The following is a 25,545-nucleotide window of genomic DNA, read 5'->3' as shown; positions in this document are numbered from 1 at the left end:
GCCACCGCCTGTGCTAACATATACTGTAGTATTGTTGAACGGGTGATTTATTGAATGGCCATACTTTCCGTATCGAATCTCGTCAAAAGCTTTGGAGCGGAAACGATACTTCAGAATGTGAGTTTTTTAATAGAAGAAAAGGAAAAGATAGGGCTTGTAGGGTTAAACGGTGCGGGCAAGACCACCCTACTCAAGATCCTTGCAGGCAGGATGCCTTACGATTCGGGCTTCATTTCAATCGGGCGGGGTGTCTCCATAGGGTATCTTGCCCAGGATATAAGATCCGAAGGTTTTGAAACCGTAGGCGACGCGCTGGAATCCGTATTTGTGAACCAGTGGGAGCAGGAAAGACAGATTAGGGAACTGGAAGAGCAGATGTCCCGCCCGGAGGTTTACGGTGACAAGGATGCGCTTTCCCGTCTCATGGAAAGGTATTCGGCCCTTTCGGAGGCTTTTTTAAGCGGCGGAGGCTATGAAATCCGGAGCCGTATCCGAGGAGTTCTGAAGGGCCTGGGATTTGAGGATCCGGCCACCCCGATTTCCGCCTTGAGCGGCGGGCAGAAGACCCGGCTTGCTCTGGCGCGCATGCTGCTTCAATCCCCGGAACTGCTGCTTTTAGACGAGCCCACCAATTATCTTGACATGGATTCCCTGCAGTGGCTGGAAGGATTTTTGAGAGATTACCCCGGCGCCGTGCTGGTGGCATCCCACGACAGATATTTTCTCGACCGAATCGCCACAAGGATTTTCGAACTGGAAAATCACCGTCTGACAATATATTCCGGAAATTATTCGGATTTTATAAAGAAGAAGAATGCAAATCTCGCCATTGAGCAAAAGCGCGAAATCCTCAGGCAGAAGGAAGCCGAGCGCCTGAAGAAAAGCATTCAGAACTTCATATCCCACAGAAATTATGTCCAGGCCGGAACCCGCCGCAGAATGCTGGAGGAGCTGTCGCCCGATACCGCAGCCGGCCGGAGCGGACAGCCTTCCGTGAGACTGAAGTTCGAAATGGAGCAGGCGAGCGGCCGCGAAGTGCTCCGGGCCTGCGGCCTGGATTTTTCCTACGGAGAAAAGGTTGTTCTCCGTTCCGTGGACCTGAAGGTTTTTCGCGGGGAGCGCATCGGAATCATAGGGCCAAACGGCATCGGAAAGTCCACACTTCTCAAGATCCTGGCGGGAGAGCTTTTGCCCGACGGCGGGGATGTGTATTTAGGCCACAAGGTGCAGACGGCGTATTTCGCCCAGGAACAGGAAGGGCTTTCGCCGGATTCCACGGTGCTTTCGGAGGTGTGGAGCTCCGCACCGGGGCTTTCCATGACCCAGGTGCGCTCTTTTCTTGGAAGCATGATGTTTTCCGGCGAGGACGTGGAAAAGCCCGTGAGCGTATTGAGCGGCGGCGAAAAGAGCAGGGTTGCTCTGGCAAAAGCCATTTTGCAGGGGGCGAATCTGCTTTTGCTGGATGAGCCCACAAATCATCTGGACATAATATCTAAAGAGAAGCTCGAACAGGCTCTCCTGGAATACGGCGGCACGATTATAGCCGTTTCCCATGATAGGTATTTTCTCTCAAAAATCGCCACCCGCATCTGGGAATTTACCTCCGAAGGCATCCGGGATTTTGATGGCGGTTTTAACTATTACCTGGAGAAAAAAATGGAAAAGCCCCGGGAGGAGCAGCCCGTGGAGAACAAGACCCGGCTGCGCAAGGCGAGGCGCGAGGAAAGGCAGCAGAGGGAGGAGAAAAGGCGGGAGGAACAGAGGTTAAAACAGCTCGAGGAGAAGATTCTGGCGCTGGAAGAAGAAATTGAAGAACTGGAACGTCTGCTGTGCCTGCCAGAAGTTTACGGCAACCCCGAAAGGGCAAAGGAAGTAAATGCCCGCTACAGGGCCGCGTCGGAGGAACTGGAAGCGCTTTATGAGAATCTTTGATATTGAGTCAGGGGATTGAGTGAGTCAGGGGACGGTTCCTTGACTCAACAAGTTGAGTCAAGGAACCGTCCCCTGACTCAAAATTTAAACTAGAATAAGGAGCGGAATCGGATTGGCTGAAGATTTTTTGACGCTGGGCATAGAAACATCATGCGACGAGACGTCGGCAGCCGTGGTCATGAACGGCCGCCGGGTGCTTTCAAACGTCATCTTTTCTCAGATAAAGTGGCATGAAAAATTCGGCGGCGTGGTGCCCGAGATAGCATCCCGCCAGCATCTCGAGGCCATATGCCATGTAACGCAGAAGGCTTTGAATGATGCGAGCGCTGATTTTTCCGATATCGACCTGGTGGCGGTGACCTGCGGCCCAGGCCTGGTGGGGGCTCTGCTGGTGGGGGTATCCTATGCCAAAGGCCTGGCATATGCCGCAAAAAAGCCTCTCATAGGGGTAAATCATATTGAGGGGCATATTTTCGCCAATTTTCTGGAGAACAACCTCGAACCCCCGTTTCTGTGCCTGGTGGTATCGGGAGGACATTCTCACATAGTGTATGTGGGGGATTACGGAGTGTATGAGGTGCTGGGCAGGACGGTGGACGACGCAGCCGGTGAAGCTTTCGACAAGACCGCCCGGGCTCTAGGGCTTGGTTATCCCGGAGGCCCGCTCATCGACAGGGCCGCAAGAAGCGGCAATGAAAACGCCGTTTCCTTTCCTGTGGCGCATGTCAGGGGAGAGGACTTCAGCTTCAGTTTCAGCGGCATAAAATCCGCTGTGCTCAATTATTTAAACCAGATGCGCATGAAGAATATCCCGATAGTTGTGGAAGATGTGGCGGCGAGCTTTCAGAAGGCAGTTGTGGACGCTCTGGTGGAAAACACTCTTGCGGCTGCGCGCGTTAAAAATGTGAATACCATCGCCATTGCCGGAGGGGTGGCGGCCAACAGCAAACTCAGACATGAACTTTCGGCACGGGCGGGAAGTGATTTTACGGTCCATTTTCCTCCGGCGGTTTTCTGCACCGACAACGCCGCCATGATAGCCTGTGCGGGTTATTATAGGCATAAAGCCGGGGAATGCTCGAGTATGGACTTAAATGCCCATGCGACTTTAAGCTTATTTTAACCATGTGGATTTGTGGATTTTTATTCTGGGGATATTGTGGACAACCTGCGGATACGGTATATTTTTAAGGTTTTTCTGTGGATAAGTCTGTGGATATGTGGATAAATATCATAAATTCAGCCACATGATGACGGCGTCTTCTTTGTTGTCGACGTAGTATCCCCGACGGATGCCGCAGGGCTCAAATCCCAGCTTTGAATACAGGTTCTGGGCTACATAGTTGCTTTTCCTCACTTCGAGAGTCATTTTGTCGGCGCCGTTGTCTTTCGCTATCGCAATGAGGCTTCGCATAATGAGCTCTCCGATGCCCTCGCCCCTGTATTCGGGCAGGACTCCCACATTGGTCACATGGGCTTCGTTGAGCACCATCCACATGCCGCCGTAACCAACTATTTTATCGCCGACTTTTGCCACAATATAGCGTGAAAAATCATTGTCTCGAAGCTCGCAGGCAAAAGCATATCGGGACCACGGGTTTGTAAAACACCGGTGTTCTATCTCCAGCACGTCGTCCAAATCCTTCATTTTCATTATCTCAATTGTCACATCTTCCGGCGCTCGCTCTTCCATGTTGCTCCTCCCATTTTTCCTCCGCATGGGACCTTCTGATATAAAAAGGCTTTATGGTATAGCATGTGTCAAATCCGCCTCGAGCATATTCGTCCATGGCTGCCGCTGCTATGGAAGATGCCCTGGGCATGGCAAAGGCGGGAGGCGCCGCGACGACGAGATTTTGCGCCTCCCATATTTTTTGCCCTTTTTCATCCGACGCTCCGGCTAAAACCGGCACTCCATCGCCCAGGACCACAGTTCGCTCCTTTTTCGACGACAGCCTTGCAAGCAGGACTTCGGCTTTTACGACTTCATATTCCGCAAGTTTCTTCAACTTGCCGCCCTCCCAGCGGTAAAGACACGTATAAACTTCTCCCCTCTGGGCGTCCATCACGGGGCATATGAAACCGTTCTCCCCCATTAAATTATATGCCAGGCCGTCAAGCGTGTTAACCCCCACCATGGGCTTTCCGAGAACGTGGGCCATGCCTTCGGCGCAGGCCATGCCTATGCGGATGCCGGTGAAAGAGCCCGGACCTATGGCCACCGCCACCGCATCCAGGCCCTCAGGGGTTATGCCGGAGTCCTGCAGCACCCTGTCCACCACCTGCATCATCTTCTCCGAATGGTTTTTTTTGTTGTTCACAATGTACTCGGCCAGCAGCTTCTCCGGGCTCATAACCGCCGCGGTGGCTACCATGGAAGAAGTGTCTATGCCCAGAATATACATCAAACATTCAACTCCCGAAGTATTCTGTCAAAGTGCGGGGTTTGGGAATGAAACCTTATGCTGCGCCGGTTTTCATCTAGCACCGTGAAATCTATCCTCAGTGCATCTTTCGGAATCAGGCATTCAACCCGGTCCGCCCATTCCAGCACCACGACAAAGTCCTCCAGATAATCGTAATATCCTATATTTTCCAGCTCATCGGGGTCCCGAAGCCGATACGCATCCATATGTGCCAGAGGAACCGCAGCTTCGTATTGGTTGATGATGGTGAATGTGGGGCTGGTGATATCTTCAGTGATGCCGAGCCCCCGGGCTATTCCTCTGGTAAATGCGGTCTTTCCGGCACCCAGGTCGCCCGTCAGGGCGAGAAAATCCCCCGCTTTCAGCAGCCTGCCCAGAGCTTCCCCCAGCTTTTGCGTTTCATTCCGGCCTGTGGTTTCAAAAATTCTGTCCATATGCATCCCTTAAAAGTTGTCTATTTCTATATATTGTATTACATTAATAGGCGAATTACAAGGCTTAGGATGGAAAACAGCCGGCAGGGCAAAAAAAGTCGGCGCCACACGACGCCGTTTTATAAGTTTTATAAAATTTAGTTTCCTTTTACCGGTGCAGCAGGGGTGAAAGCCTCTTATAAATCAGCGCTGTCGCTATGGTAAGAAGAATGCCTTTAATAATATTGAAGGGCAATATGCTGTACACCACCAGGGTCTTGAGGTCCACCACCCGTGCATTGGCCTGGGCACCCATGGCGACCACCGCCTGGGTGGGAATGTTCAGTATTTTCTGGTACAGCGGCACGATGACATAGTAATTTGCTATGGACATACCCACTGCCATTATGACGGTTCCCGCCAAAAGTCCGATAATGGCGGTCTTTTTGCTCTTGTGCATGGAGTAAATCAACGATGCCGGAACTACCAGCAAAATACCCGTTAGAAGATTTGCCGCTTCTCCGATGAAGGCCGTCTGGCTTTTGAAAAGGTGCAGGAAGTTTTTAACCACTTCCACCATTATTCCGGCCCAGGGTCCCATGGCAAAACCCGCCAGCAGCGCCGGCACGTCGCTGAAGTCGATTTTCAAAAAAGCGGCAAACATGGGCAGCGGAAATTCCGCAAACATGATTATAAACGCCAGGACCCCCAGGACCGCTGTCTTTGTAAGGTTTTTGGTTTGATAAATCTCGCTTTTCAAGGTTTTTTGATTGACAGCCGTCATAAATATCCTCCTCGTATGATAAAATAGCTTTTTGAGTCAGGGGATTGAGTCAGGGGACGGTTCCTTGACTCACTTTGTTGAGTCAAGGAACCGTCCCCTGACTCAACTCAGTTTCGCCAAAAATTAAAGCCCCGGAGAAAACCCCAGGGCAACAAAATCAATAATAATACACCTTCTTTCATCCAGACTGTACTGTCGGCTCCGGCTTATACCGGATCGGCTCCCTTAGGAGTTCGCGGGCTCGCCTTTTTGGCTTACCGCCGGTCGGGAATTTCACCCTGCCCTGAAGGTTTTGAATTAAACTCTGTATTCAATTGATATCATGATATCGTTTATATATTAGCATGTTTTTATCTTTTTTTCAATACTTATTTAAAATGCAGCATGAAACTCTCGGGCCAAGTTTTCTACAGCATTATGTTTTAAAAAAGTACCGCTTTAATTCCTCGGGTCTTGTACCCTAGGATTTAGAATCAAAGTTTCTTTTATATACTATCCTGCCGTCTATTATTACGGTGGAAGGCCTTGATTTTATATCAAGCGGATGGCCGTCCCAGATTACCACATCGGCATCCTTGCCTTCCTCCAGGCTTCCCACCCTGTCCGCTATTCCGATTATCTCCGCGGCATTGATGGTGATAGCCCTGAGCGCGTCTTCTTCTCTCATGCCCTCTTTCACGGCCAGGGCGGCGCAAACCGGCAGGTACTGGATGGGTATCACCGGATGGTCGGTCATTATCGCCACTTTTACGCCCTTGCTGGCCAGTATGCCGGGAGTATTGAAGCTGAGGTCTTTGAGTTCCACCTTGGAGCGGCAGGTCAGGGAAGGCCCCACCACTGCGGGAATTTTCGCTTCGGCCAGTTCGTCGGCGATGAGGTGGCCTTCGGTGCAATGTTCTATCACGATATCCACGTCAAACTCCCGGGCTATGCGGATGGCGGTGAGTATGTCATCGGCCCGGTGGGCGTGGGCCCGCAGGGGGATTCTTCTGTCCAGCACATCGCACAGGACTTCCATTTTGAGATCCCTTTCCACGACTTTGTCGGGATCTTTTGCGTCCTTTTCCATTTTTTTCTTGTAGTTTAACGCCTTCACCAGGGTTTCCCTCAGGAGTGCGGCAGTAGCCATCCTGGTGGAGGGCATTTTTTTCTGTTCCCCGTAAACCCTCTTGGGGTTTTCTCCAAAGGCCACTTTGAGGCCGGCGGGAGCTTTTACCACCATTTTATCTATCACTTTACCATGAGTTTTGAGAGCGATGGACTGGCCCCCTATGACATTGGCGCTGCCGGGGCCGGTGAATGCGCAGGTGATGCCTCCCCTGACAGCGTCTTCGAAGGCTCTGTCCGCCGGGTTCACCGCATCAATGGCCCGCAGCTGGGGTGTCACGGGATCGGTCCACTCATTGCCGTCCTCCCCTGTTTCCCCCACCGCCTCTTCAAATATCCCCACATGGCTGTGGGCGTCAATGAACCCAGGGAATACATATTTCCCGGCTGCTTCGATGATTTCGGCGCCGTCGGGAGTTTTTACGCCCTCGACCACTTCTTTTATCCTGCCGTTTTCGATTATAACGGTGCCTTTTTCATATATTTTTCCGGACATGGTATATATTCTACCGCCGGTTATTGCAATCATACAAAACGCTCCTTTCATTTTACGCCCTGCGACAGCGCAAGCATCGCCCTGAACACTTTAAAGGCGTCCATGTAGTCTTTTGCGGTGTGCACGACCGTGCGCCCGTCTTTTCTGGATGTCCCCGGTATCAGCATAGCCATGTCCGCCATGCCGGAAATTGAAAAACTTACTTCAAGCTCTACCGGGCCTTTTTCCACAGTAGGCTTAAATGATTTCAGGCTCTTCATTGCTTCGGCTACTCCGGCCCTGAGCCTTTCTTTCACCACATCGAAGGGATATATGACCGCCGCATTGCGGCCTACGGCTAATTTTACCACGACGCCTACCGGGTCGTTCAGTTCCTCCTTTGCACAGGCAACGGCGTTCTGGTCTCCGGATAAAAATGCCACTGGCACGCCGAAACAGCCCGCCAGCCTGCCGTTCAGGCCGGCTTCGCTCATGAGCCGGCCGTTAATCCTGGCACTGAGGACCCGAAAGGCATATGTATGATCCACCACAGCCCGGCCGGTGCCCGCTCTGGCGTGGTAGCCCACAAAAAAAACTGCATCGAAACTTTCGTCGATGCCCTGCATCATGCTCAGGGGCTTGGGGCTGCCGCTGATGAGTACGGCTTTTGGGTTTAGTTCTTCTATAAGAATATTGTCCATATTGTCATGGGAATCATTGATTACTATTTCCGAAGCGCCGCACTCCAGGGCGGCTTCGACTACGACATTGACCTCTCTCGTCATCATGCGCCGGGCCCTTTCATAATCCCTTGCGCCGGGCTCTATCTGTTCCATTGATACGACGCCTGAGATGCCTTCCATATCTGCTGAAATGAAGATTTTCAAAAATAAAACCTCCTCTCTCTATTTGATATGTGCGGGGAAGGCGGTGTAAGTCAGGGATGAGTCAGGGGACGGTTCCTTGACTCAATCCTGAGTCAAGGAACCGTCCCCTGACTCACTTCTATAAAATGCCGGAAGAGCTTAAACTGCAGGGAATCCTTCTGCCACATTTCTTCCGGATGCCACTGGACCCCGATGCAAAAAATGTCCATGTTCTTCGCTTCAACGGCTTCTATGACGCCGTCACCGGCCACTGCCGCCACCCTGAAATCCGGAGCGATGTCTTTCACTGATTGATGGTGAAAGCTGTTGACGCGGATTCTGCTCTTCTCAAATATTTTAAAGAGGCGGGAGTCTTCACATATTATCTCCACTTCATGGCTGGCGTGCCAGCGTGGAGCATCCTGCCAGTGTTTTATCGGCTTTTTTATCTGAGAAGGGATGTCCTGATATATGCTTCCCCCCAGGGCTATATTCAATATTTGTATCCCCCTGCATATGCCAAGCACGGGCTTTCCTTGCCGCAGGCACTCCCGGGCAAGAAACACCTCAGCCTCATCCCTTTCGGGGCAAATTTCCCCCGTATGAACGTGAGGTTCTTCATGGAAATAGGAAGGGTCCACGTCTGGCCCTCCGGAAAAGATGACGCCGTCTATGCGCTCGAGAAGCCTGAGAAGGCGCTCACTGTCACTCAGAGGCAAGATCGGCACGGGTATCCCCCCGACCTGTTCTACGGCCCTGAAATAACCGCCGTTCAGGTAGGCTTTGTTTTTTTCGCTGTCAAAAGATGCGGTAATACCAATAATGGGTCGCACGGCTAATTTCTATCTCCTTTCATATATCCGGCCTTCGACTTTTGATTCGAACTTCGAACATCGAATCATGGCAGCACCTTTGCCGCGACTTTCGCCACTTTTGGATCAAACTGGCTGCCGGAGTTTTTATTGAGCACTTCTTTTGCCTCGACGGCATTCCTCTGCTGCTGGTAGGGCCTTCGGGAAGTCATGGCGTCATATGCATCGGCGACCGCCATGATTCTGGCGCCAAACGGTATTGCTTCCCCCGAGAGGCCGTCGGGATATCCGGCTCCGTCATAGCGCTCATGGTGTCCTCCGGCTATAACCACCAGGTCCTTCAGGGAGCTCACCATGCTCAGTATCTCCATCGTGTAAACAGGGTGCCTCTTCATGAGCTTGAACTCTTCTATCGTAAGACGGCTAGGTTTGTCCAGTATGCTTCTTGGAACCGCCACCTTTCCCGCGTCGTGCAGGTATCCGGCCACTTTAAGCCTCTGGGCTTCCGCTTCCGTCAGGCCGAGGGCTTTCGCCAGGATGTATGTATATTCAGCCACGCGTTCAGAGTGTCCCGCGGTATAACTGTGCTTGGCGTCGATTACCTTGGCGAACACTCTTATGATCTCATCGGCTTGCGACCGGTTTGGGTTCTTATCAATCAAGGGCAGCCCTTTTGTGATATTCAAGACTTTTTCGGAAACTTTCTTCTCATCCATAATTTCATTGAAAAAATCGCCTTCTTCAAGTGTTGTAACCATCAATTCATAAATCAAGTCGGAGTATTCGGCACCCCGCCGGGCCGAAAGCGATGTCTTCATGCCTTCCAGACTGAGAGGGGGTTTGACCCGGGCAAGGATGTCGAAAGTATCGGCTATCCGTAGAATCTGCCCCCCGAGATTAATTCTGTTTCCGGCAAGCCCTCTGGGATAACCACTGCCGTCCCACTGCTCATGGTGATCCATTATCATGTCTGCCGCCAAAAAAAGCGGACTTATCTGTCTCACGATCTGGGCGCTTTTTTCGGGATGGGAAAAAAGGATGGGATTTGTAAAATGTTCTTTGATATCGGTATAGTGGACCACATGTTCCGGAAGCGATATGGCTCCGATGTCGTGGAGCAGCCCCGCATAAAAAATCTGGGCGCGATATTCGGGAAGTATTTTTTGTGCAAGTTTCTCGGCTAAGATGGCTACCCGCCACGCATGAAACAGTTTTCTGTTTTCATCCAGATCCATCATAAGAGAAAGGGCCGAGATCAGCTCGGAAAAGAAATGTGACCTATCTTCCATATTACTCCTCCATATGTTTTGCAAAAAGCTGCAGCGAAATTGCCCCAATGAAGCAGATTTTTGCATATGTTTTTCAAAAAAATGACATATATTAATATATATTCTAAATTAATTTAAGTAATCCTTCTTTTTTTGTAAAATTTATCAGGATTATTGTAAAGGTGTATAAAAATGTACAAAAACTTCGGTATATACCCGAAGTTTTTGTATCTTTTCTATATTCTCATATAGGAAGCGCTTACTCCGCCAATGGCCGTCAATTCTTTCGAAAATTCCTCGACTTCTTCTGCCGAAGCTTTCATGTAAAGGGTTATTATACCATCCTCTTTGGCCGGGTCCGGCAGTCCCATCCGGCACAGGATTTTGTCGCCGTGCCTGGTGAGCACTTCCTGCACCTTCGGTGCTATATCCACTCTGTGGTCCAGGCGTAAACCCATGATAGTCAGGTGCTCCATCATGTCACCTCCCCGTTTTTAAAATTCTGTAAGGCCGAGGCTTATCTTCAGGGCTTCATCCACTCTGACCATGATATCCTGGTCGAGAAATGTTATTTTTTCCTTGAGTCTCCTCTTGTCTATGGTCCTCAACTGCTCCAGCAAAATTACGGAATCTTTTTCCAGGCCAAAATCCTCATGTGCAAGTTCCACATGAGTGGGCAGTTTGGCTTTGTCAATCTGGGAAGTTATGGCAGCAATAATAACAGTGGGGCTGTACTTATTCCCCACATCGTTTTGCACCACCAGTACCGGCCTTATTCCACCCTGTTCCGAACCGACCACAGGGTTTAAATCGGCATAGTATACATCCCCTCGCCTTACAAGCACATTATTCACACTCCGAAAGTCTTGTTTCATAAAGCACAAAATCCTTCAAATCTTCGTATAATCCCATTTCGGACAATTTGACATTGAGCTCGGCCATCTGCATGTAGCCGGTCTTCAACTGTTCCCTCACCCTTATCTTTTCCCTTTCTCTTATATATAATCGCATGGCATCACGAATAAACTCGCTGCGGTTTTTATTTTCCAGAGCCACGATACCGTCTACTTCTTCGAGCAAATTATTGGGCAGACTTATTATTATTCTTTTCAAGTCGGCCACACCGGCACCCCCTAACGAATTTCAAAACGCACGCACGTATATACTTCATTATATATAAGTCAATATAATTATGTCAATCGAACAAGAAAATTATACCTGCTCTGCCAGCAGATTTTTGATCTTTATAATTTTGCCATTCTTAAAGTATACCCTGGGAACACGCCTTGCCACTGCGCAGACCACTTCGTAATTGATAGTGCCTATTATTCTCGCTATTTCATCCGTGGTCACGGCGGATTCGGCCGCTCCCCCGAATAGAAGAACATCGTCTTGCGGCTTTACTGCGCCTTCGATATCCGTAACATCTACCATGCACTGGTCCATGCATATCCTTCCCACTACGGGAACCCTGCGGCCCCTTATCACCACCGACGCCTTCGATGATAAAAGCCGCGAGTAACCGTCGGCGTATCCGACGGGCAGTGTGGCGATGACGCTCCTTCTTTTGGTGATGAAAGTGCCGCCGTAGCTCACGGCTCTTCCGGCTTCCAGGACCTTTACGTGGGAAACCCGGGTCTTCATTGCCATAACCGGCTTGAGGTCAATCCTGCTCTTATCCACCTCGTCGGAAGGGTAAAGGCCGTAAAGGATTATGCCCGGGCGCACCATGTCCAGGTGGGTATGGGGCAGTTCCATAACGGCTGCACTGTTGGCGACGTGCTTTATGGGAATCTTGTATCCGGCCTTTTCCAGTTCCCCGGCCACTGTCATATATTTTTCAAACTGCTCATTTGTAAATGACTTATCTTTCTCATCGGCTTTGGAAAAATGGGTGAACATGCCTTCCACTTCAAGGTTTTCCATAAAAAACAGTTTCTTTATATCTTCAATGGAAGAACGTTCCGCCTGAAATCCTATACGGCTCATGCCGGTATCCAGCTTGATGTGGATTTTCGCCTTTTTGCCTTGTTTTCGGGCCTCCCGGGAAAGTTTTTGAGCCGATTCTACGTTGTATATAGTCTGAGTAATATCTTGCTCTACTATTTTATCAAATTGCTCGTCGGGTGTAAAACCCAAAATAAGGATGGGGGCTTTTATACCCGCCTGTCGAAGCTGAAGCGCTTCGTCCAGAAAAGCCACCGCCAGGTAGGAAGCTCCGCAGGCCAAAGCTGTCTCAGCCACTTCCACAGCCCCGTGGCCGTACCCGTCGGCTTTTACCACGGCGCAGATCCCGGCCCGGGGATCGGTAACCCGCCGGATCTCCCTCAGGTTGTGCTCCAGATTGTCAAGGTCTATTTCGGCTCTGGTGGGCCGAAGTTGCGTAAGGTCCATGTGTTTAGCTCCTTTCAAATTTTCGGTGAAGTGAGAAGCAGAGGAGCAACTGGTTTGCGCCGGCTTGTTTCGGACCGGCCTTGCGGCAGTCCGGTTACCCCCTCTGCGCCGGGTGCTGTTTCCGATGCTGCACAAGTCACCCGCCAAAAACCACTTGCACCATCTTTAAATAATTGTTGAATAGTCACCACAGTCTCTTGAAGGCATCCGGCAAATACTTTATTATATCTCCCGCTGTCATTGAAAGCTGGCCTTCTCTTTCTGCGGCGATATCGCCGGAGAGGCCGTGAATGTATGCCCCGGCTGCGGCTGCTTCGACGGGGGACATTCCTCTTGCTAAAAAAGCCGCTATCATGCCGCAGAGCACATCTCCGCTGCCTCCCGTAGCCATGCCGGGGTTGCCGGTGGGGTTTATGAAAAGCCCACCCCGGGGAGCTGCAATAAGGGTCCGGGCTCCTTTGAGAAGGGCGGTACAGCCAAATCTCCTGGCTGCCTCGCGCGCCGCCCAGGGCCGGTCCTGCTGTACTGTGTCGGCCGTCGCGCCCAAAAGCCGCGCCATCTCGCCGGGGTGCGGCGTGATTACAGTCTGCGCCTTGAACGCCGCAGGCTTTTTTGCCAGCGCATTGAGGCCGTCCGCATCTATTACCATGGGAACGGGGCATTCCTGTACAAACCGCCTGACAAATTCCACGGTCTCCTCCTGCTGCGATAGGCCGGGGCCCAGGGCCACAGCGTCACACCCAGCGGAAAACTCCAGGGCTTTTTCCAGAGCCCTGATGGAAAGGCTTCTTTCGGGTGTTTCCGGGAGGGGAAGCGTCATCGCCTCCGTAAGCTTCACCTCCATGATGTCGTTCAGGCTTTCCGGCACCCCCAGCGTAACAAGTCCCGCGCCGCTCCGGACCGCTGCCGCGCCCGCCAGGGCCGCTGCTCCGGTGAAGCCCCCGGACCCCGCCAGTATGAAAACTCTGCCGAATATGCCCTTGTGGGCATCGGGAGGATACGGCGCAAAGAATCTCCGGATCGCATCCTTTTCAAGGATTTCCGCTTCGGCGGCCGCATCCCGGATAATCGAAAAAGGCATGCCTATATCTGCTACAGTGATTCTTCCGGCGTAAACAGCCCCGGGGTAAAGCACAAGTCCCGTTTTCGGCAGAGCCATGGTCACCGTTTCTTCCGCCTTTACCGCCGCACCAAGGACTTTTCCCGTCTCTCCGGAAATTCCGGAAGGAATATCCACCGAAACGACAGGGGCTTCCAGTTCATTTATGAGCTCTATGACCTGCCTGCTTACACCCTGCACTTCGCCCTTTAAACCGGTCCCGAAAAGAGCGTCCACTATTACCGCGGATTTCATGCACAGCAGCTGGGCTCTGGCCAAATCCTTTTCGTTTCTTACCGGATATACGGGAATCTTCATATTCAATATTATTCGGTGGTTTATGGCAGCGTCGCCTTTTATTTCTTCGGCATCCGCCACAAGGAAGACTTCGGGCTTAAAACCCATGTCCGCCAGGTGACGGGCCGCCGCGAATCCGTCTCCGCCGTTGTTGCCCTTTCCGCAGAAAATTGCTATCTTTACGTCATGCGGAGGAGTTTTACCATTTGCCATGCGCTCGTAAATGCGCTTCGCCGAGAGGGCCACCTCCCTGCCGGCATTCTCCATGAGCACAACGCCCGGCACTCCCATATCCTCAATAGCCTTCCTGTCCATCTCTCTCATAATGTCAGGGTTTACCACTTTCACCATTATCACCTCCCTGAACTACCGCAAAGGCCACAGCATATTCTCTGGCGTGAGATATGGTTATAAGGATACTTGAAAAACCTCCGGATTCCAGAACTTCTTTTGCCCTGCCCGAAAGGGCTGCAAACGGCTTGCCGCTGGGGTCGTTCAATATCTCGATTTCCCGCCACCTGAAGTATCTGAAACCGGTGCCCAGAGCTTTTGCCACGGCTTCCTTGGCGGCGAACTTTCCCGCCAGACGCTGGTAAAAAACATCGCTATTGCTTTTGCATATGCCCTCCAGTTCGGCCGGAGTGAAAAATCTTTCCAAAAATCTTTTTCGTCCGCAGGCCCTTTTTATTCTTTTTATTTCAATAATATCCACACCGATTTCCATAAAACGCTCCTATGTGGTTAAAATTGCAACCGCTCAGCATCACGAGCTGATGTGGCAAGCCGCCCGACAAAAACCGCCGAATATTTCTTTGCAGTTGCTGAAAGTTCCCATGAATTTTTTGTCTGAAAAAATGCAAAATATAAATGGATAGAATATATTATATTTAATTCTATGCAGCATCTATAAAACCTGCAAAAGGTCAAAAAAATTTATTTAAAAATATTGACCTTCTCTGACCTTAGTGTTATAATAATAGTAACAAATAGTAATTTTTGTTAAAGGAGGAGATTTTATGCGTGGCAGAGATCTTGTTCCATGGAGGCGCAGGGGAGGATTGCTCCCGGGGTTTTTTGATTTCGGTTTTGGCTTCGACGACTTCTTCGAAAACTTCTTTAATTTTCAACCGGTAAAAACGGACATGAGGGAAACTGAAAACGAATACATCGTTGAAGCTGACCTGCCGGGATATGACAAAAACAACATTGAGATTCACTTTGAAAACAATCTTCTCACCATCTCGGCCCAGCAGGACGAAAGCACTGAAGAAAAGGGAGAAAATTACATCCACAGGGAGCGCCGCCGGGGCAGCTTTTCCCGGACCATCCCGGTGCCGGATAATGTCAACGGCGATGCCATCAAAGCCAGCTTTAACAATGGCGTGCTTCAGCTGATACTCCCCAAAATCACACCATCAAAGCCGCGGGGCCGCAAAATCGATATTGAATAACCATATTTTGGGCCGCTTCCACTCCAATCTATTTCCCGGGCAATATCGACACCGATATCGACACCCCTCTTGCCATAAAGCAAAGATTTTGATAGTATATAATCAAAAGCTGTACGATGAATGAGAAAGTAGCCGCCCGGGGTTACAAAAAAGAGAGCAGTCCGGCAGGTGAGAGGGGTGCAGCACCTGGGAGGGCGAATTACACTCAGGAGTTACCGGAAATCGGCGGCTGCCTCCGTTAAAAGGCCAAAAGGCATCCTGCGATGCGAATTAAGGTGGTACCACGAGCCTCCTCGTCCTTAAATGACGGGAGGCTTTCATTTTTAAAAAATGATGGTCCGGCAGCGGACTTGGTCTCTACACCGGAATTAAAAATGTATTCCAATAAAACTGCAAAAGGGAGGCGCAAAGATGAAAAATGTTTATGACATTTTGAAGGAAAGGGGTTTTATTGAACAGGCGACCCATGAAGAAGAGATTAGAGAGCTTTTGGGCAGGGAAAAAGTCGTTTTTTATATAGGCTTTGACCCCACAGCCGACAGCCTGCATGTGGGGCACCTCCTCCAGATGATCGCCATGACTCACATGCAAAAGGCCGGCCATGTACCGATAGTTCTGCTGGGGGGAGGCACCGCCATGGTAGGAGACCCATCCGGAAAGACCGAGATGCGCATGATGCTCACCCGGGAACAGATTCAGAACAACGCTCAAAAGTTTAAAAAGCAGTTTGAGAGGCTGATCGACTTTTCAAACGATAAGGCCATCATGGTGAACAATGCCGACTGGCTGCTGGAGTTGAACTATGTTTCCTTTTTGCGCGATATCGGCAGGCATTTTTCAGTAAACAGGATGCTGACTGCCGAATGCTACAGGCAGCGCCTGGAAACCGGATTGACTTTCCTTGAATTCAACTATATGCTGATGCAGTCGTACGATTTTCTGCAGCTTTATAGAAAATACGGATGCAGACTGCAGATGGGGGGCAACGACCAGTGGTCGAATATCATCGGCGGCGTCGAGTTAATCCGGAAAGTGGAAGGCGCAGAGGCTTACGGACTTACCTTTACTCTCCTCACCACCAGCGAAGGCAGAAAAATGGGCAAGACCGAGGCCGGAGCGATCTGGCTGGACCCGGAAAAGACGTCCTGCTATGATTTTTATCAGTACTGGAGGAACGTGGACGATAAGGACGTGTTAAAATGCCTCTCCCTTCTTACATTTTTGCCGATGGAGGAGGTAAGGCGCCTGGGCCGTCTGGAGGGTGCAGAAATAAATAAGGCGAAGGAAGTGCTCGCTTTTGAGCTTACAAAAATGATTCACGGAGAAGATGAGGCAAAAAAGGCGGAAGCGGCCGCAAAGGCCCTTTTCTACAGCGGCTCGGACATTTCTTCCGCCCCGACCACAATCGTAACAATGCATGATATCGAAGGCGGGATGGGAATTCTCGACATCTTGATGCTCACAGGCCTTGCACCTTCAAAAAGCGAGGGCAGGAGGCTCATCCAGCAGGGCGGCGTGTATGTGAAGGAAAGGCGCGTGGACAGCATAGACTTCAGGATTTATGAGCAAGATTTCGATGAAAATAAAAATCTCATAATAAGGAAAGGCAAAAAAATCTACCATCTTGTAAAACTTCAGTAATGATTTTACATCTGTATCGACTCTTTATTCGGCAGATTGGTTCGTTTTACATAACATAAATAGTAGGTAAACGGTACTATCACCGCACCGCCGACGATGTTGCCGAAAGTCACGGGGATAATGTTGTTTGCAAAGAACTGCCCCCATGTGACATCGGCGCCGAGGAACATCCCCAGCGGAATAAAAAACATGTTTGCCACGCTGTGTTCGAAGCCGGAAAGGACAAAGAGCATGATGGGGAACCACAGTGCCAGGATCTTTCCGGCCATGTCTTTTGAACCGGCCTGCATCCAGCACGCCAGAACCACCAGCATGTTGCACAGTATCCCTCTGACAAACGCCTGCATGAAGGTGAGCGACACCTTGGCGGCAGCAATGTTTACGGCTTTTGCCGCCAAAAACTTTGAACCGTAAAGTCCCGACCCTGCCAGCAGCATCGCCAGAGCCACGGAGCCGACAAAATTCCCCAGGTATACCATCGACCAGTTAAGGAGCATCCTCCCGGGAGTGATTTTTCCGTCCATCAGCGCCAGAGTCATCAGGTTGTTGCCTGTAAAAAGCTCGGCGCCCGCCATTACTACCAGCATCAGGCCCACCGGGAATACCGAAGCTCCGAAAAACTTCGCCAGCCCCACATCCACATTGCTTTCGAGGGTTTGCGTCACCACGATGCTCGCATTCGCCCCAAAACCTATGAATATGCCTGCAAATATACCGAGCAGAAGCATTTTGTCTACCGATAAATTCGCCTTCTTTTTTCCGTTTTCAATCCATACGGATGCTATTTCGGCCGGTGTAAGTATATTCATGCGTGTAATCGACCCTCCCTTAATACAGATATTCTCTTTGAGTCAGGGGATGAGTCAGGGGGACGGTTTTGAGTCAGGGGACGGTTCTCTGACTCACTCGTGAGTCAGAGAACCGTCCCCTGACTCAAAACCGTCCCCTGACTCAACCAACCACCTGACTCATTTAATGCTTAAGGCTTTAATACCGTTTTCAAAGGCCATGTCATATATTTTATCTTCTGATATGCCGCATTTCTGCAAATGCATAACTTCGTCGAAAAAGCCCCTGGCGTGATGGACGCCGTAAGAGCCGGCATCGCTTCCGACGGCGATTTTTACCCCTATTGCCAGCGCCTTTTTTATTTTCCCGCAATGTTCTTCATATATCCTCTTGATGTTCGGAATCTGGTTTAAATACCTCCGGTCACAGCTTTTTATGTTACCCAGCGGTGACAGAGTGGGCACCCACACGGTGCCTCTTTCTGCCATCATATAAAGTTCATCTTCAGTGATGAAATACCCGTGTTCTATTGTGTCGGCTCCGGCCAAAACCGCCATCTGCACCGCCGCCGGCGAATTTGCGTGCACCATTACCGGCAGATTCTTTTCTTTCGCGCTCTGTACCATGTAATGCAGCTCATCAAAAGTAAAAAAAATTCCTCCGACCCGACCGTAAGATTCAAAATCCACCAGGCCGGTCAATATTATTTTTAAATGGTCGGGCCGGACTTTTAGAAGTTCTTTGAAGCTTTCCTTAAATTCCGAAATATCTCCCACAGGCCTGCCCAGGAAACTACCGTAACCTCCTTTTTTGTAAATCCCCCATCCCGGCGTCTTATATATAATTCCGAGGGTTTTGGCTATTTCCCGGGCCACAAGCGTCGCTCCCAGATTGTCGCCGCCGTCGCGAAGTATCAAAATGTTGTTATCCCTGTATTTGCGAAGTATTTCTTTTAAAGAATCATACTTTTTTTCTTTGAGTTCTTCGCGCAGCTTCTTTGAGTTTTCTCCATCCAGCGATATGTGTATGTGAGTGTCTATAAATATTCGCTTATCACGCATATTTTTAAACTCATCCTGCTTGAGCCGAATCAGAACAGCCCTGAAATCACGCCGTTTTCGTCCACGTCAATCCTCTCAGCGGCCGGTGACTTCGGGAGGCCCGGCATCTTCATTATTTCTCCCGTCAGGGCTACCAGGAACCCGGCTCCCGCCGACACGGTCACGTCCCTGACAGTAATGTCAAAATCGGTCGGCCTGCCAAGTTTTGTAGGATCGTCCGTAAGAGAATACTGGGTCTTTGCCATGCATACGGGCATTTTCCCGAACCCGAATTTCTCCATATTGCTGATTTCTCTGGATGCCTTGTCGGTAAATATTACATCCCTTGCTCCGTATATCTTTTGGGCGATAGCCCGTATTTTCTCTTTTATCGGCATATCCAGGTCGTATGCAAAGGTTACTCCGCCGCTGTGATTGTTTTCTATCAACCGGAGCAGTTCCTGCGCTAAATCTATGCCGCCTTCGCCGCCCTTCGCCCAGACCTCGGACAGCACCGCATTGACGCCCAGCTCTTTGCATCTTTTCCTGACCAGTTCCAGTTCAGCTTCTGTATCCTGCGGGAATTTATTTATAGCCACCACTGCCGGCAGATGGAAAACCTGAGTGATGTTTTCCACATGCTTGAGCAGGTTGGGCAGGCCCTTTTCAAGGGCTTCCAGGTTTTCTCTCCCCAGTTCGGATTTCGGCACGCCACCGTTGTATTTCAGGGCTCTTATGCTGGCGACGATGGTCACCGCATCGGGTTTTATCCCCGCCAGTCTGCATTTAATGTCGATGAATTTTTCCGCTCCGAGGTCCGCGCCGAAACCGGCTTCAGTGACCACATAATCCGCCAGGTGCATGGCCATTTTCGTGGCGATGACAGAGTTGCACCCGTGGGCAATGTTTGCAAACGGGCCGCCGTGCACAAAAGCGGGTGTGCCTTCCAGAGTCTGCACCAGGTTTGGTTTCAACGCGTCCTTGAGCAGTGCCGCCATGGCGCCGTGGGCTTTTAAATCCCCTGCAGTCACCGGTGCGCCATCCCTGTTGTACGCCACCACTATTCTGGCCAGCCTCTCTTTTAAATCCTTTATATCCATCGCCAGGCAGAAAACCGCCATGACTTCCGAGGCAACAGTAATGTCGAAGCCGTCTTCCCTGGGCATACCGTTTGCTTTGCCTCCCAGGCCGTCGACAATGAATCTCAGCTGCCTGTCATTCATGTCGAGGGCTCTTCTCCAGACCACACGCCTGGGGTCTATGTTCAGCTCGTTGCCCTGATAGATATGGTTGTCTATCATGGCTGCCAGCAGATTTGTGGCGGCGGTTATAGCATGTATGTCGCCTGTAAAATGAAGATTTATGTCTTCCATCGGAACGACCTGGGAATACCCTCCTCCCGCAGCGCCGCCTTTTACTCCGAAAACGGGCCCCAGCGACGGTTCCCGTATGGCGACAATCGTTTTCTTCCCCAATCGCGACAGCGCATCAGCAACACCTATAGTCGTCGTGGTCTTGCCTTCCCCGGCGGGAGTGGGATTGATTGCGGTTGTAAGAATCAGTTTGGCCTTTTTGCCCGTACTTCTCTTTAGCAGGTTGTAATCCACCTTGGCTTTATACCTGCCGTACAGTTCGATGTCGTCGTCGGAAAGACCCAGCTTTGCCGCAATTTCCCGGATGTGTTTGGGCTTCACTGATTGGGCTATCTCGATGTCAGATTTAAAGCTCATATAAATGCCTCCTCCTAAATTTTTTCCGGCTGATTTCAAATTTATTTCTTGCCCTCGGCGGCATTTTCCTTGACGGGACCGATGAGGCCCTTACGATACGCGTTGGAAAATTTTCTGCAGTATTTGTCCCTGCCGGCAATCGCTTCTGCTGCCATGAGCATGGTCATCATTTCTCTGTTGCACGGGTCCATTATGGCAGAATCCATGCCGTTGAACACAGCTATAATGAGGAAGTTTTGGTTTATTATCTTTCTTAGCGGCATGCCAAATGAAATATTGCTCAGGCCGGAAGTAACCTTGATGCCCGGAAACATTTTCTTTATGCCGGTCATGGATTCCACGAATTTGTGCATGGATTGGGTATCCGTGGCCAGAGCGATAACTAGCGGGTCAATGTGAATGCGTTCGGGTGCTATATCATATTTTTGCGCTTTTTCCACAAGTATCTTGGCTATTTCCAATCTCGTCTGCACATCCGAGGGTATGCCGCGGTTGTCGCATGTCAGGCCGATAACCTGCCATGTGGTGCCTTTTAGAAGAGGATATATGATTTCGCATTTGTTTTTTTCTTCGGATACGGAGTTGATTATGCCGGGCTTTTTTGCATACTGCAATACCTGCTCTATGGTCCTCGGATTCGGGCTGTCAATGCACAGAGGCGTGTCTACTGCATCCTGAACAATGTCCATCAGCCATTTCAAGGTTTCAAGCTCCACTTCCGGCGCAGTGCCGGCGCATACATCGATGTAGTCCGCCCCCGCCTCTGCCTGCCTTTGAGCCAGGCTGCGGATGAAGCCTTCGTTTTTTTCCTCAATGGCTTTTTTTACGCTTGGTATGGTGCCATTGATTTTTTCTCCAATGATAATCATTTCACATCCCCTTTTCGATTCTGATATGTATTTCAATATTTAAGCTTTATATCCGGCAGTCGATCACCGGTATATACATGTATATCTCTTATCTTAGAATAAATCTAACATATTTTTTAATTTTTGTCAATGCATTTAATTTCAAATAGTTTCAGCTGTCACACTATTTAGGTTAATAGTGTACAATATTTTATATAATCCGGTGATTTTTTAAGCCGTTCAGTAATATTTCATTAAAAACAGAGAATTTAAAGTTTGGATTTGCAAACCGAAGTCTGATAAGATGAAAAAAACCGATGAAAAGGAGAGATTATTTTGGCTGAAAAGATAATGGTGCATTTTCCGAATCAGGGCAAAACGGTTCTGATGGACGATGGCGCCACCATTGCAGCTGCCTGTGCCCGGGCAGGGCTTTACCTGGATTTGGTTTGCGGCGGCAGGGGCAAGTGCGGAAAATGCAAAGTGGATATAGTCGAAAATGGAGAAACAAAAACAGTCCTGGCGTGTCAGGAAAAAGTATCCGATGGGCTTTCGGTGCTGCTGAAAGATGATCAAATAAGCAAAAAGGCAAACATTCTAACGGAGAGCGATCTTGCCCCCCTGGATTTCGATCCGGCTGTAAAAAAAGTATATATAGAAAAGGAGGCCCTTGCAACGCCTCTCTGTTCGGGGGATTGGGAAAACATAGTCGAAACGCTGGATGTCAAAATCCACACTCCGCCCCTGGAATTGCTTCAAAAGCTTTCGAATACGGTCCACAGGCAGGATATAGACGGAATAACGCTCACACTGTGGAAACATGATTTAATAGATGTGGATATCGACAACACCGTCGGCGATTTGTACGGTTTTGCCATAGATGTGGGGACCACTACGGTTGCCGCGTATATGTACAATCTTTGCAGCGGGAAAAGGCTGGGTGTGTATTCAGCATTGAACGGCCAAGTATCCGAAGGCGCCGACGTCATTTCAAGAATCGTCGCCTGTGTCAACAATCCCGACGGGTCGGCGAGACTGCAGGAAAGGATAATATATACTATAAATCAGTTAATCCAGCAGGCTGCATCCGAACAAAATATCGACAAAAACGATATATATTACATTGCCCTTTGCGGAAATTCCGCCATGCAGCATCTGTTTTTGGGCCTTTACCCCGAGCATCTTGGAAAATACCCGTTTACCAGCACGACAAAAAGCGATGTGGTGACGCGGGCAGAGAAGCTCAGGCTTTGTGCCAATCCCAATGCCGTGGTGCATTTTCTGCCGCTCATCGGAGGTTTTGTGGGTGCAGACACAATAGCAGTGCTTCTGTCGCTTTCGGAAGACGAGCTTCTTGAACATCGGTTGATACTGGACCTTGGAACAAATGGAGAAATAGTCCTCGGAAACAGAGATAGAATGCTCGCAGCATCGACCGCAGCCGGGCCGGCGCTGGAAGGGGCAGGAATTCGCTTCGGCATGAGGGGAACCGTGGGAGCTATAGAAAGGGTGTCGCTTTCCGGGGGAAACGTCAGCGTCAAGGTCATAGGAGACAAAAAGCCTATCGGCATCTGCGGTTCCGGATTGATAGACGCCGTTGCGGAAATGTTGAGAGCAGGCATCATTAACGAAAACGGCAAAATGATGAACAGGGAGGAATATGTTCAAAGCTGTATCCCGGAATACAGGGAGCTGGCGGATCGCCTACAAAAAATCGACAACATCAACTGTTTCGTGCTCGCAGACGAAGAACAGTCTCAAAACGGCGAAAAAATATATATCTCTCAAAAAGATATACGGGCCGTTCAGCTGGCCAAAGCGGCCATATATACGGGATGCATGCTGCTCATGCAGGAATACGGCCTGAGTCCGGAAAATCTTAAAGAAATCCTGATTGCCGGGGCCTTCGGCAATTATATAGACATCGGCAATGGGCAATACATCGGCCTGATTCCTTCTTTTTGCGGCGTCCCCACCCGTTCAATCGGCAATGCGGCAGGAGCCGGCGTTCAAAGATTTATGCTGTCGCAAAAGGTTCGGGAAAAGGCCGGCGAACTGCAAAAAAAAGTCACTCACGTGGAGCTGGCCTCAAATCCCCACTTCCAGCAGGAGTATTTTAAAAACCTGAATTTTATCAGGAAAAATTGAGCCGGGCGGAATAATTTTATTTTTCGCCCAGCCTGTCAATTTTTTCATCTTCATTTTTATATTTTTCGTTCGACTTGATGTCCGAAAAATACGACTCGGCATATAGCTTGCAGTAATCCGCTTTAAAATAGGTTATCCCCAGGCCGATGGGTTTGCCCTCCCGGTTGTACAGCTTTTGTTCCACCACCATCAAAGGCTGCTGGTTGTAAATATTGAGATATTTCTTTGTCTCTTCGTCCGGCATCTGGGCGGATATCACCAGCTCTTTTTTTATCGCAAAAAGGGAAGTGCTCTTTGCCACCATCTCGGGAAATGTGGCGTAGCGGATCTCTTTTTCCACAATCGGCATACCCTTGCAGTAAGGCAGGTATTTTACATCGTAGGCCACGGGTTCTCCTTCCGTGAAAAAGAGCCTTCGAATCGAGATAATCTTCTTGTTTCTGTTTACCTGCAGGCTGTTTATCAGCTTATAGTTGGGCAGAATTATATTGACCTCCAGCAGCTTGGTCTTATCCACGCTATTGATAAAATTTTTCATTTCATTATAGTAGAGGGTGTATGTGTTGTAGTCCGGTTCCTGGACAAAGTTCCCCTTGCCCGGAATGGAATAAATATAGCCCTCGTTGGCGAGCAGTGCCAGCCCTCTCCTGACGGTCATGCGGCTCGCGTTGTACGCTTTGCACAGAGCGTTTTCGGAATAAATGGCATCCCCGGGTTTCAGTTCTCCGCTATTTATTTTTTCTTTTATATCATCTGCTATTCTAATATAAATCGGAATTCCCATACTTTACTCCTCACCCTATATTTTGCCCAGCATTTTTTTGCAGAGTTTTACGCCGAGAGAAGCGTCGTTGGTGAAACAGTCCGCACCGATATAATCACAGGATTCCTTAGTCAAATGATTGCCTCCCAGTATGATTTTAACATCTTTCCTGATGCCTGCAGTCACGAATGCATCCACAATCTCCTTCATCGCCTCTATGGTTGATGTCAGCACGCCGCTCAAGCCCACGATATCCGGTTTGTGTTCGATGGCTCCCTTCAAAAATTCTTCTTTAGTCACATCTACCCCTAGATCTATTGTTTCAAATCCGTTTGCTTCCATCATCCCTCTGAAAATGTCCTTCCCTATGTCGTGCAAATCCCCTCTTACCGTCCCTATAATCATTTTCCCCATTTTTTTGTTGTCATCGTAATGAAACTGCTGCTTTACCTTTTCAAGTTCCAGAACTTCCTTGAAGATGATGCCGGCCATGATTAAATCTGCTATGAAGTACTTTTGATTTTCATATAATATCCCCACTCTTTTTACGCCTTCTTTCACCAGATCCAGCAGCGTCAGCGGTTCCATTCCCGAATTCAGCGCTCTGGTGGCCAGCTTCATAACCCTGTCTTCGTCCAGATCCTCCACTGATTTTATAATCATATCCTCAAGAGTTATGAGATTTCTCATGCTTTCTTCCTCCCCTCTCCATGAAAAATCCTCGAATATTTTAAGATATTATGTGAAATATGTGCCAATTCGATTAAGAAAAACCCATCTTTAATAATAGCCTCTTTTACATTCTTTTATATTTAATGATATCACTATTCCAATTATTTTTCAATGAAGTCTGATTTTTTATTTCGCCCGTTTGATTGGGTAAATTATATACTACTATGAATATATAATGCTTTCGTTAAAAATTTAATTGTGCATTTTTTCTTAAATGCTTGACTTTTATCGCCATCTGGTATATACTAGTCATAGAACATGTATATACATATGCTTAACTGAGTCCTTTACACGAAGAATTTTCGAGAAAAATTGAAAGCAAATACTACAAGACCTGGGAAGAGTACAAGGCGCTTAATCCCGAAGTTTCGGATTTCGGTGCGTCAAAGCTTCAGGGCCTGGAAGAAACTATATTTCATTATTTTACGTTCCTTGCTCATGTAAAACCGATAGACGAAAGAAGCGGAAAATGATTTAAAATAGTGCAGCAGACTATTTCCTTTTTTTAATTTAAAACATTTTGGAGGTTT

At 49.3% G+C, this 25,545-nt stretch carries 25 protein-coding genes and 1 riboswitch; of the genes, 5 read left to right on the top strand and 20 right to left on the bottom strand.

All coding sequences use genetic code 11. The annotated features are described in order from the left end of the window. The first annotated feature begins 54 nt into the window (after positions 1-54). Positions 55-1,932, top strand: coding sequence for an ABC-F family ATP-binding cassette domain-containing protein (locus tag AC6I1H_RS13435; protein WP_497738051.1), 1,878 nt, complete (start codon positions 55-57; stop codon positions 1,930-1,932). A 112-nt stretch (positions 1,933-2,044) separates the two neighbouring features. Next, positions 2,045-3,055: a tRNA (adenosine(37)-N6)-threonylcarbamoyltransferase complex transferase subunit TsaD gene (tsaD, locus tag AC6I1H_RS13430; RefSeq protein WP_497738050.1), complete on the top strand. Its 1,011-nt coding sequence runs from the start codon at positions 2,045-2,047 to the stop codon at positions 3,053-3,055. 108 nt (positions 3,056-3,163) lie between these two features. Here tsaD and rimI read toward each other — a convergent pair whose 3' ends face one another. The 14 genes from rimI to acpS form a co-directional block, all read right to left on the bottom strand. Next, positions 3,164-3,625: a ribosomal protein S18-alanine N-acetyltransferase gene (gene rimI, locus AC6I1H_RS13425; RefSeq protein ID WP_497738049.1), complete on the bottom strand. Its 462-nt coding sequence runs from the start codon at positions 3,623-3,625 to the stop codon at positions 3,164-3,166. Next, positions 3,591-4,337 (bottom strand): tRNA (adenosine(37)-N6)-threonylcarbamoyltransferase complex dimerization subunit type 1 TsaB, encoded by a 747-nt coding sequence (tsaB, locus tag AC6I1H_RS13420; protein ID WP_497740801.1) that lies wholly within the window; start codon positions 4,335-4,337, stop codon positions 3,591-3,593. Before tsaB ends, rimI begins: the two co-directional genes overlap by 35 nt. After that, positions 4,337-4,792: a tRNA (adenosine(37)-N6)-threonylcarbamoyltransferase complex ATPase subunit type 1 TsaE gene (gene tsaE, locus AC6I1H_RS13415; RefSeq protein WP_497738048.1), complete on the bottom strand. Its 456-nt coding sequence runs from the start codon at positions 4,790-4,792 to the stop codon at positions 4,337-4,339. Before tsaE ends, tsaB begins: the two co-directional genes overlap by 1 nt. Before the next feature lie 148 nt (positions 4,793-4,940). Next, positions 4,941-5,555 (bottom strand): ECF transporter S component, encoded by a 615-nt coding sequence (locus AC6I1H_RS13410; protein ID WP_497738047.1) that lies wholly within the window; start codon positions 5,553-5,555, stop codon positions 4,941-4,943. 166 nt (positions 5,556-5,721) lie between these two features. Beyond that, positions 5,722-5,850, bottom strand: a riboswitch (FMN riboswitch). Between the two features lie 165 nt (positions 5,851-6,015). Next, on the bottom strand, positions 6,016-7,191 hold the full coding sequence (locus AC6I1H_RS13405; protein WP_497738046.1) for an amidohydrolase: 1,176 nt from the start codon (positions 7,189-7,191) through the stop codon (positions 6,016-6,018). A gap of 14 nt (positions 7,192-7,205) precedes the next feature. Further along, positions 7,206-8,024, bottom strand: a complete 819-nt coding sequence (locus AC6I1H_RS13400; protein ID WP_497738045.1) for a M55 family metallopeptidase — start codon at positions 8,022-8,024, stop codon at positions 7,206-7,208. A 92-nt stretch (positions 8,025-8,116) separates the two neighbouring features. Next, entirely contained in the window at positions 8,117-8,836 is a 720-nt protein-coding gene (locus tag AC6I1H_RS13395) for a gamma-glutamyl-gamma-aminobutyrate hydrolase family protein (RefSeq protein WP_497738044.1), read from the bottom strand. Between the two features lie 65 nt (positions 8,837-8,901). Then, positions 8,902-10,104, bottom strand: coding sequence for an HD-GYP domain-containing protein (locus AC6I1H_RS13390; protein WP_497738043.1), 1,203 nt, complete (start codon positions 10,102-10,104; stop codon positions 8,902-8,904). A 215-nt stretch (positions 10,105-10,319) separates the two neighbouring features. Continuing rightward, positions 10,320-10,559 carry a hypothetical protein gene (locus tag AC6I1H_RS13385; protein WP_497738042.1) on the bottom strand — a complete coding sequence of 80 codons (240 nt, stop codon included), beginning with the start codon at positions 10,557-10,559 and terminating at the stop codon, positions 10,320-10,322. Between the two features lie 18 nt (positions 10,560-10,577). Next, positions 10,578-10,958, bottom strand: coding sequence for a type II toxin-antitoxin system PemK/MazF family toxin (locus AC6I1H_RS13380; RefSeq protein ID WP_497738041.1), 381 nt, complete (start codon positions 10,956-10,958; stop codon positions 10,578-10,580). After that, positions 10,930-11,205, bottom strand: coding sequence for a CopG family ribbon-helix-helix protein (locus AC6I1H_RS13375; RefSeq protein WP_497738040.1), 276 nt, complete (start codon positions 11,203-11,205; stop codon positions 10,930-10,932). The genes AC6I1H_RS13380 and AC6I1H_RS13375 overlap by 29 nt, the downstream gene beginning before the upstream one ends. Before the next feature lie 90 nt (positions 11,206-11,295). Then, positions 11,296-12,477, bottom strand: a complete 1,182-nt coding sequence (alr, locus tag AC6I1H_RS13370) for an alanine racemase (RefSeq protein ID WP_497738039.1) — start codon at positions 12,475-12,477, stop codon at positions 11,296-11,298. 184 nt (positions 12,478-12,661) lie between these two features. Then, a complete protein-coding gene (locus AC6I1H_RS13365; protein ID WP_497738038.1) occupies positions 12,662-14,224 on the bottom strand; it encodes an NAD(P)H-hydrate dehydratase in 1,563 nt (520 codons plus the stop codon). After that, the gene (gene acpS, locus AC6I1H_RS13360; RefSeq protein WP_497738037.1) at positions 14,202-14,597 is read right to left on the bottom strand and encodes a holo-ACP synthase; all 396 of its coding nucleotides are present in this window, start codon (positions 14,595-14,597) and stop codon (positions 14,202-14,204) included. The genes AC6I1H_RS13365 and acpS overlap by 23 nt, the downstream gene beginning before the upstream one ends. A gap of 292 nt (positions 14,598-14,889) precedes the next feature. Between acpS and AC6I1H_RS13355 the strand changes: the two genes are divergently transcribed. Further along, positions 14,890-15,324, top strand: a complete 435-nt coding sequence (locus AC6I1H_RS13355) for an Hsp20/alpha crystallin family protein (protein WP_497738036.1) — start codon at positions 14,890-14,892, stop codon at positions 15,322-15,324. 411 nt (positions 15,325-15,735) lie between these two features. Further along, positions 15,736-16,965: a tyrosine--tRNA ligase gene (tyrS, locus tag AC6I1H_RS13350; protein ID WP_497738035.1), complete on the top strand. Its 1,230-nt coding sequence runs from the start codon at positions 15,736-15,738 to the stop codon at positions 16,963-16,965. Between the two features lie 5 nt (positions 16,966-16,970). On the opposite strand, the gene AC6I1H_RS13345 is transcribed toward tyrS, so the two are convergent. The 4 genes from AC6I1H_RS13345 to AC6I1H_RS13330 form a co-directional block, all read right to left on the bottom strand. Then, the gene (locus tag AC6I1H_RS13345; RefSeq protein WP_497738034.1) at positions 16,971-17,774 is read right to left on the bottom strand and encodes a formate/nitrite transporter family protein; all 804 of its coding nucleotides are present in this window, start codon (positions 17,772-17,774) and stop codon (positions 16,971-16,973) included. A 159-nt stretch (positions 17,775-17,933) separates the two neighbouring features. Next, positions 17,934-18,815, bottom strand: a complete 882-nt coding sequence (locus AC6I1H_RS13340; protein ID WP_497738033.1) for an amidohydrolase family protein — start codon at positions 18,813-18,815, stop codon at positions 17,934-17,936. Between the two features lie 29 nt (positions 18,816-18,844). Beyond that, positions 18,845-20,524 carry a formate--tetrahydrofolate ligase gene (locus tag AC6I1H_RS13335; RefSeq protein ID WP_497738032.1) on the bottom strand — a complete coding sequence of 560 codons (1,680 nt, stop codon included), beginning with the start codon at positions 20,522-20,524 and terminating at the stop codon, positions 18,845-18,847. A gap of 41 nt (positions 20,525-20,565) precedes the next feature. Continuing rightward, complete coding sequence (locus tag AC6I1H_RS13330; RefSeq protein ID WP_497738031.1) at positions 20,566-21,393, bottom strand: methyltetrahydrofolate cobalamin methyltransferase; 828 nt, start codon at positions 21,391-21,393, stop codon at positions 20,566-20,568. A 315-nt stretch (positions 21,394-21,708) separates the two neighbouring features. Here AC6I1H_RS13330 and AC6I1H_RS13325 point away from each other — a divergent pair, with 315 nt between their 5' ends. After that, positions 21,709-23,520: an ASKHA domain-containing protein gene (locus AC6I1H_RS13325; RefSeq protein ID WP_497738030.1), complete on the top strand. Its 1,812-nt coding sequence runs from the start codon at positions 21,709-21,711 to the stop codon at positions 23,518-23,520. Positions 23,521-23,536: 16 nt separating this feature from the next. Here the strand turns inward: AC6I1H_RS13325 and AC6I1H_RS13320 are convergent, their stop codons facing one another. Next, positions 23,537-24,304, bottom strand: a complete 768-nt coding sequence (locus AC6I1H_RS13320) for a GntR family transcriptional regulator (RefSeq protein ID WP_497738029.1) — start codon at positions 24,302-24,304, stop codon at positions 23,537-23,539. A gap of 15 nt (positions 24,305-24,319) precedes the next feature. Then, positions 24,320-24,973, bottom strand: a complete 654-nt coding sequence (locus tag AC6I1H_RS13315) for a cobalamin B12-binding domain-containing protein (RefSeq protein WP_497738028.1) — start codon at positions 24,971-24,973, stop codon at positions 24,320-24,322. Positions 24,974-25,545 lie beyond the last annotated feature (572 nt).

Source organism: Biomaibacter sp. TOL (assembly GCF_059717795.1).
Note: the sequence above shows the minus strand (reverse complement) of the source record. Positions and strands in the feature narration are given on the sequence as shown.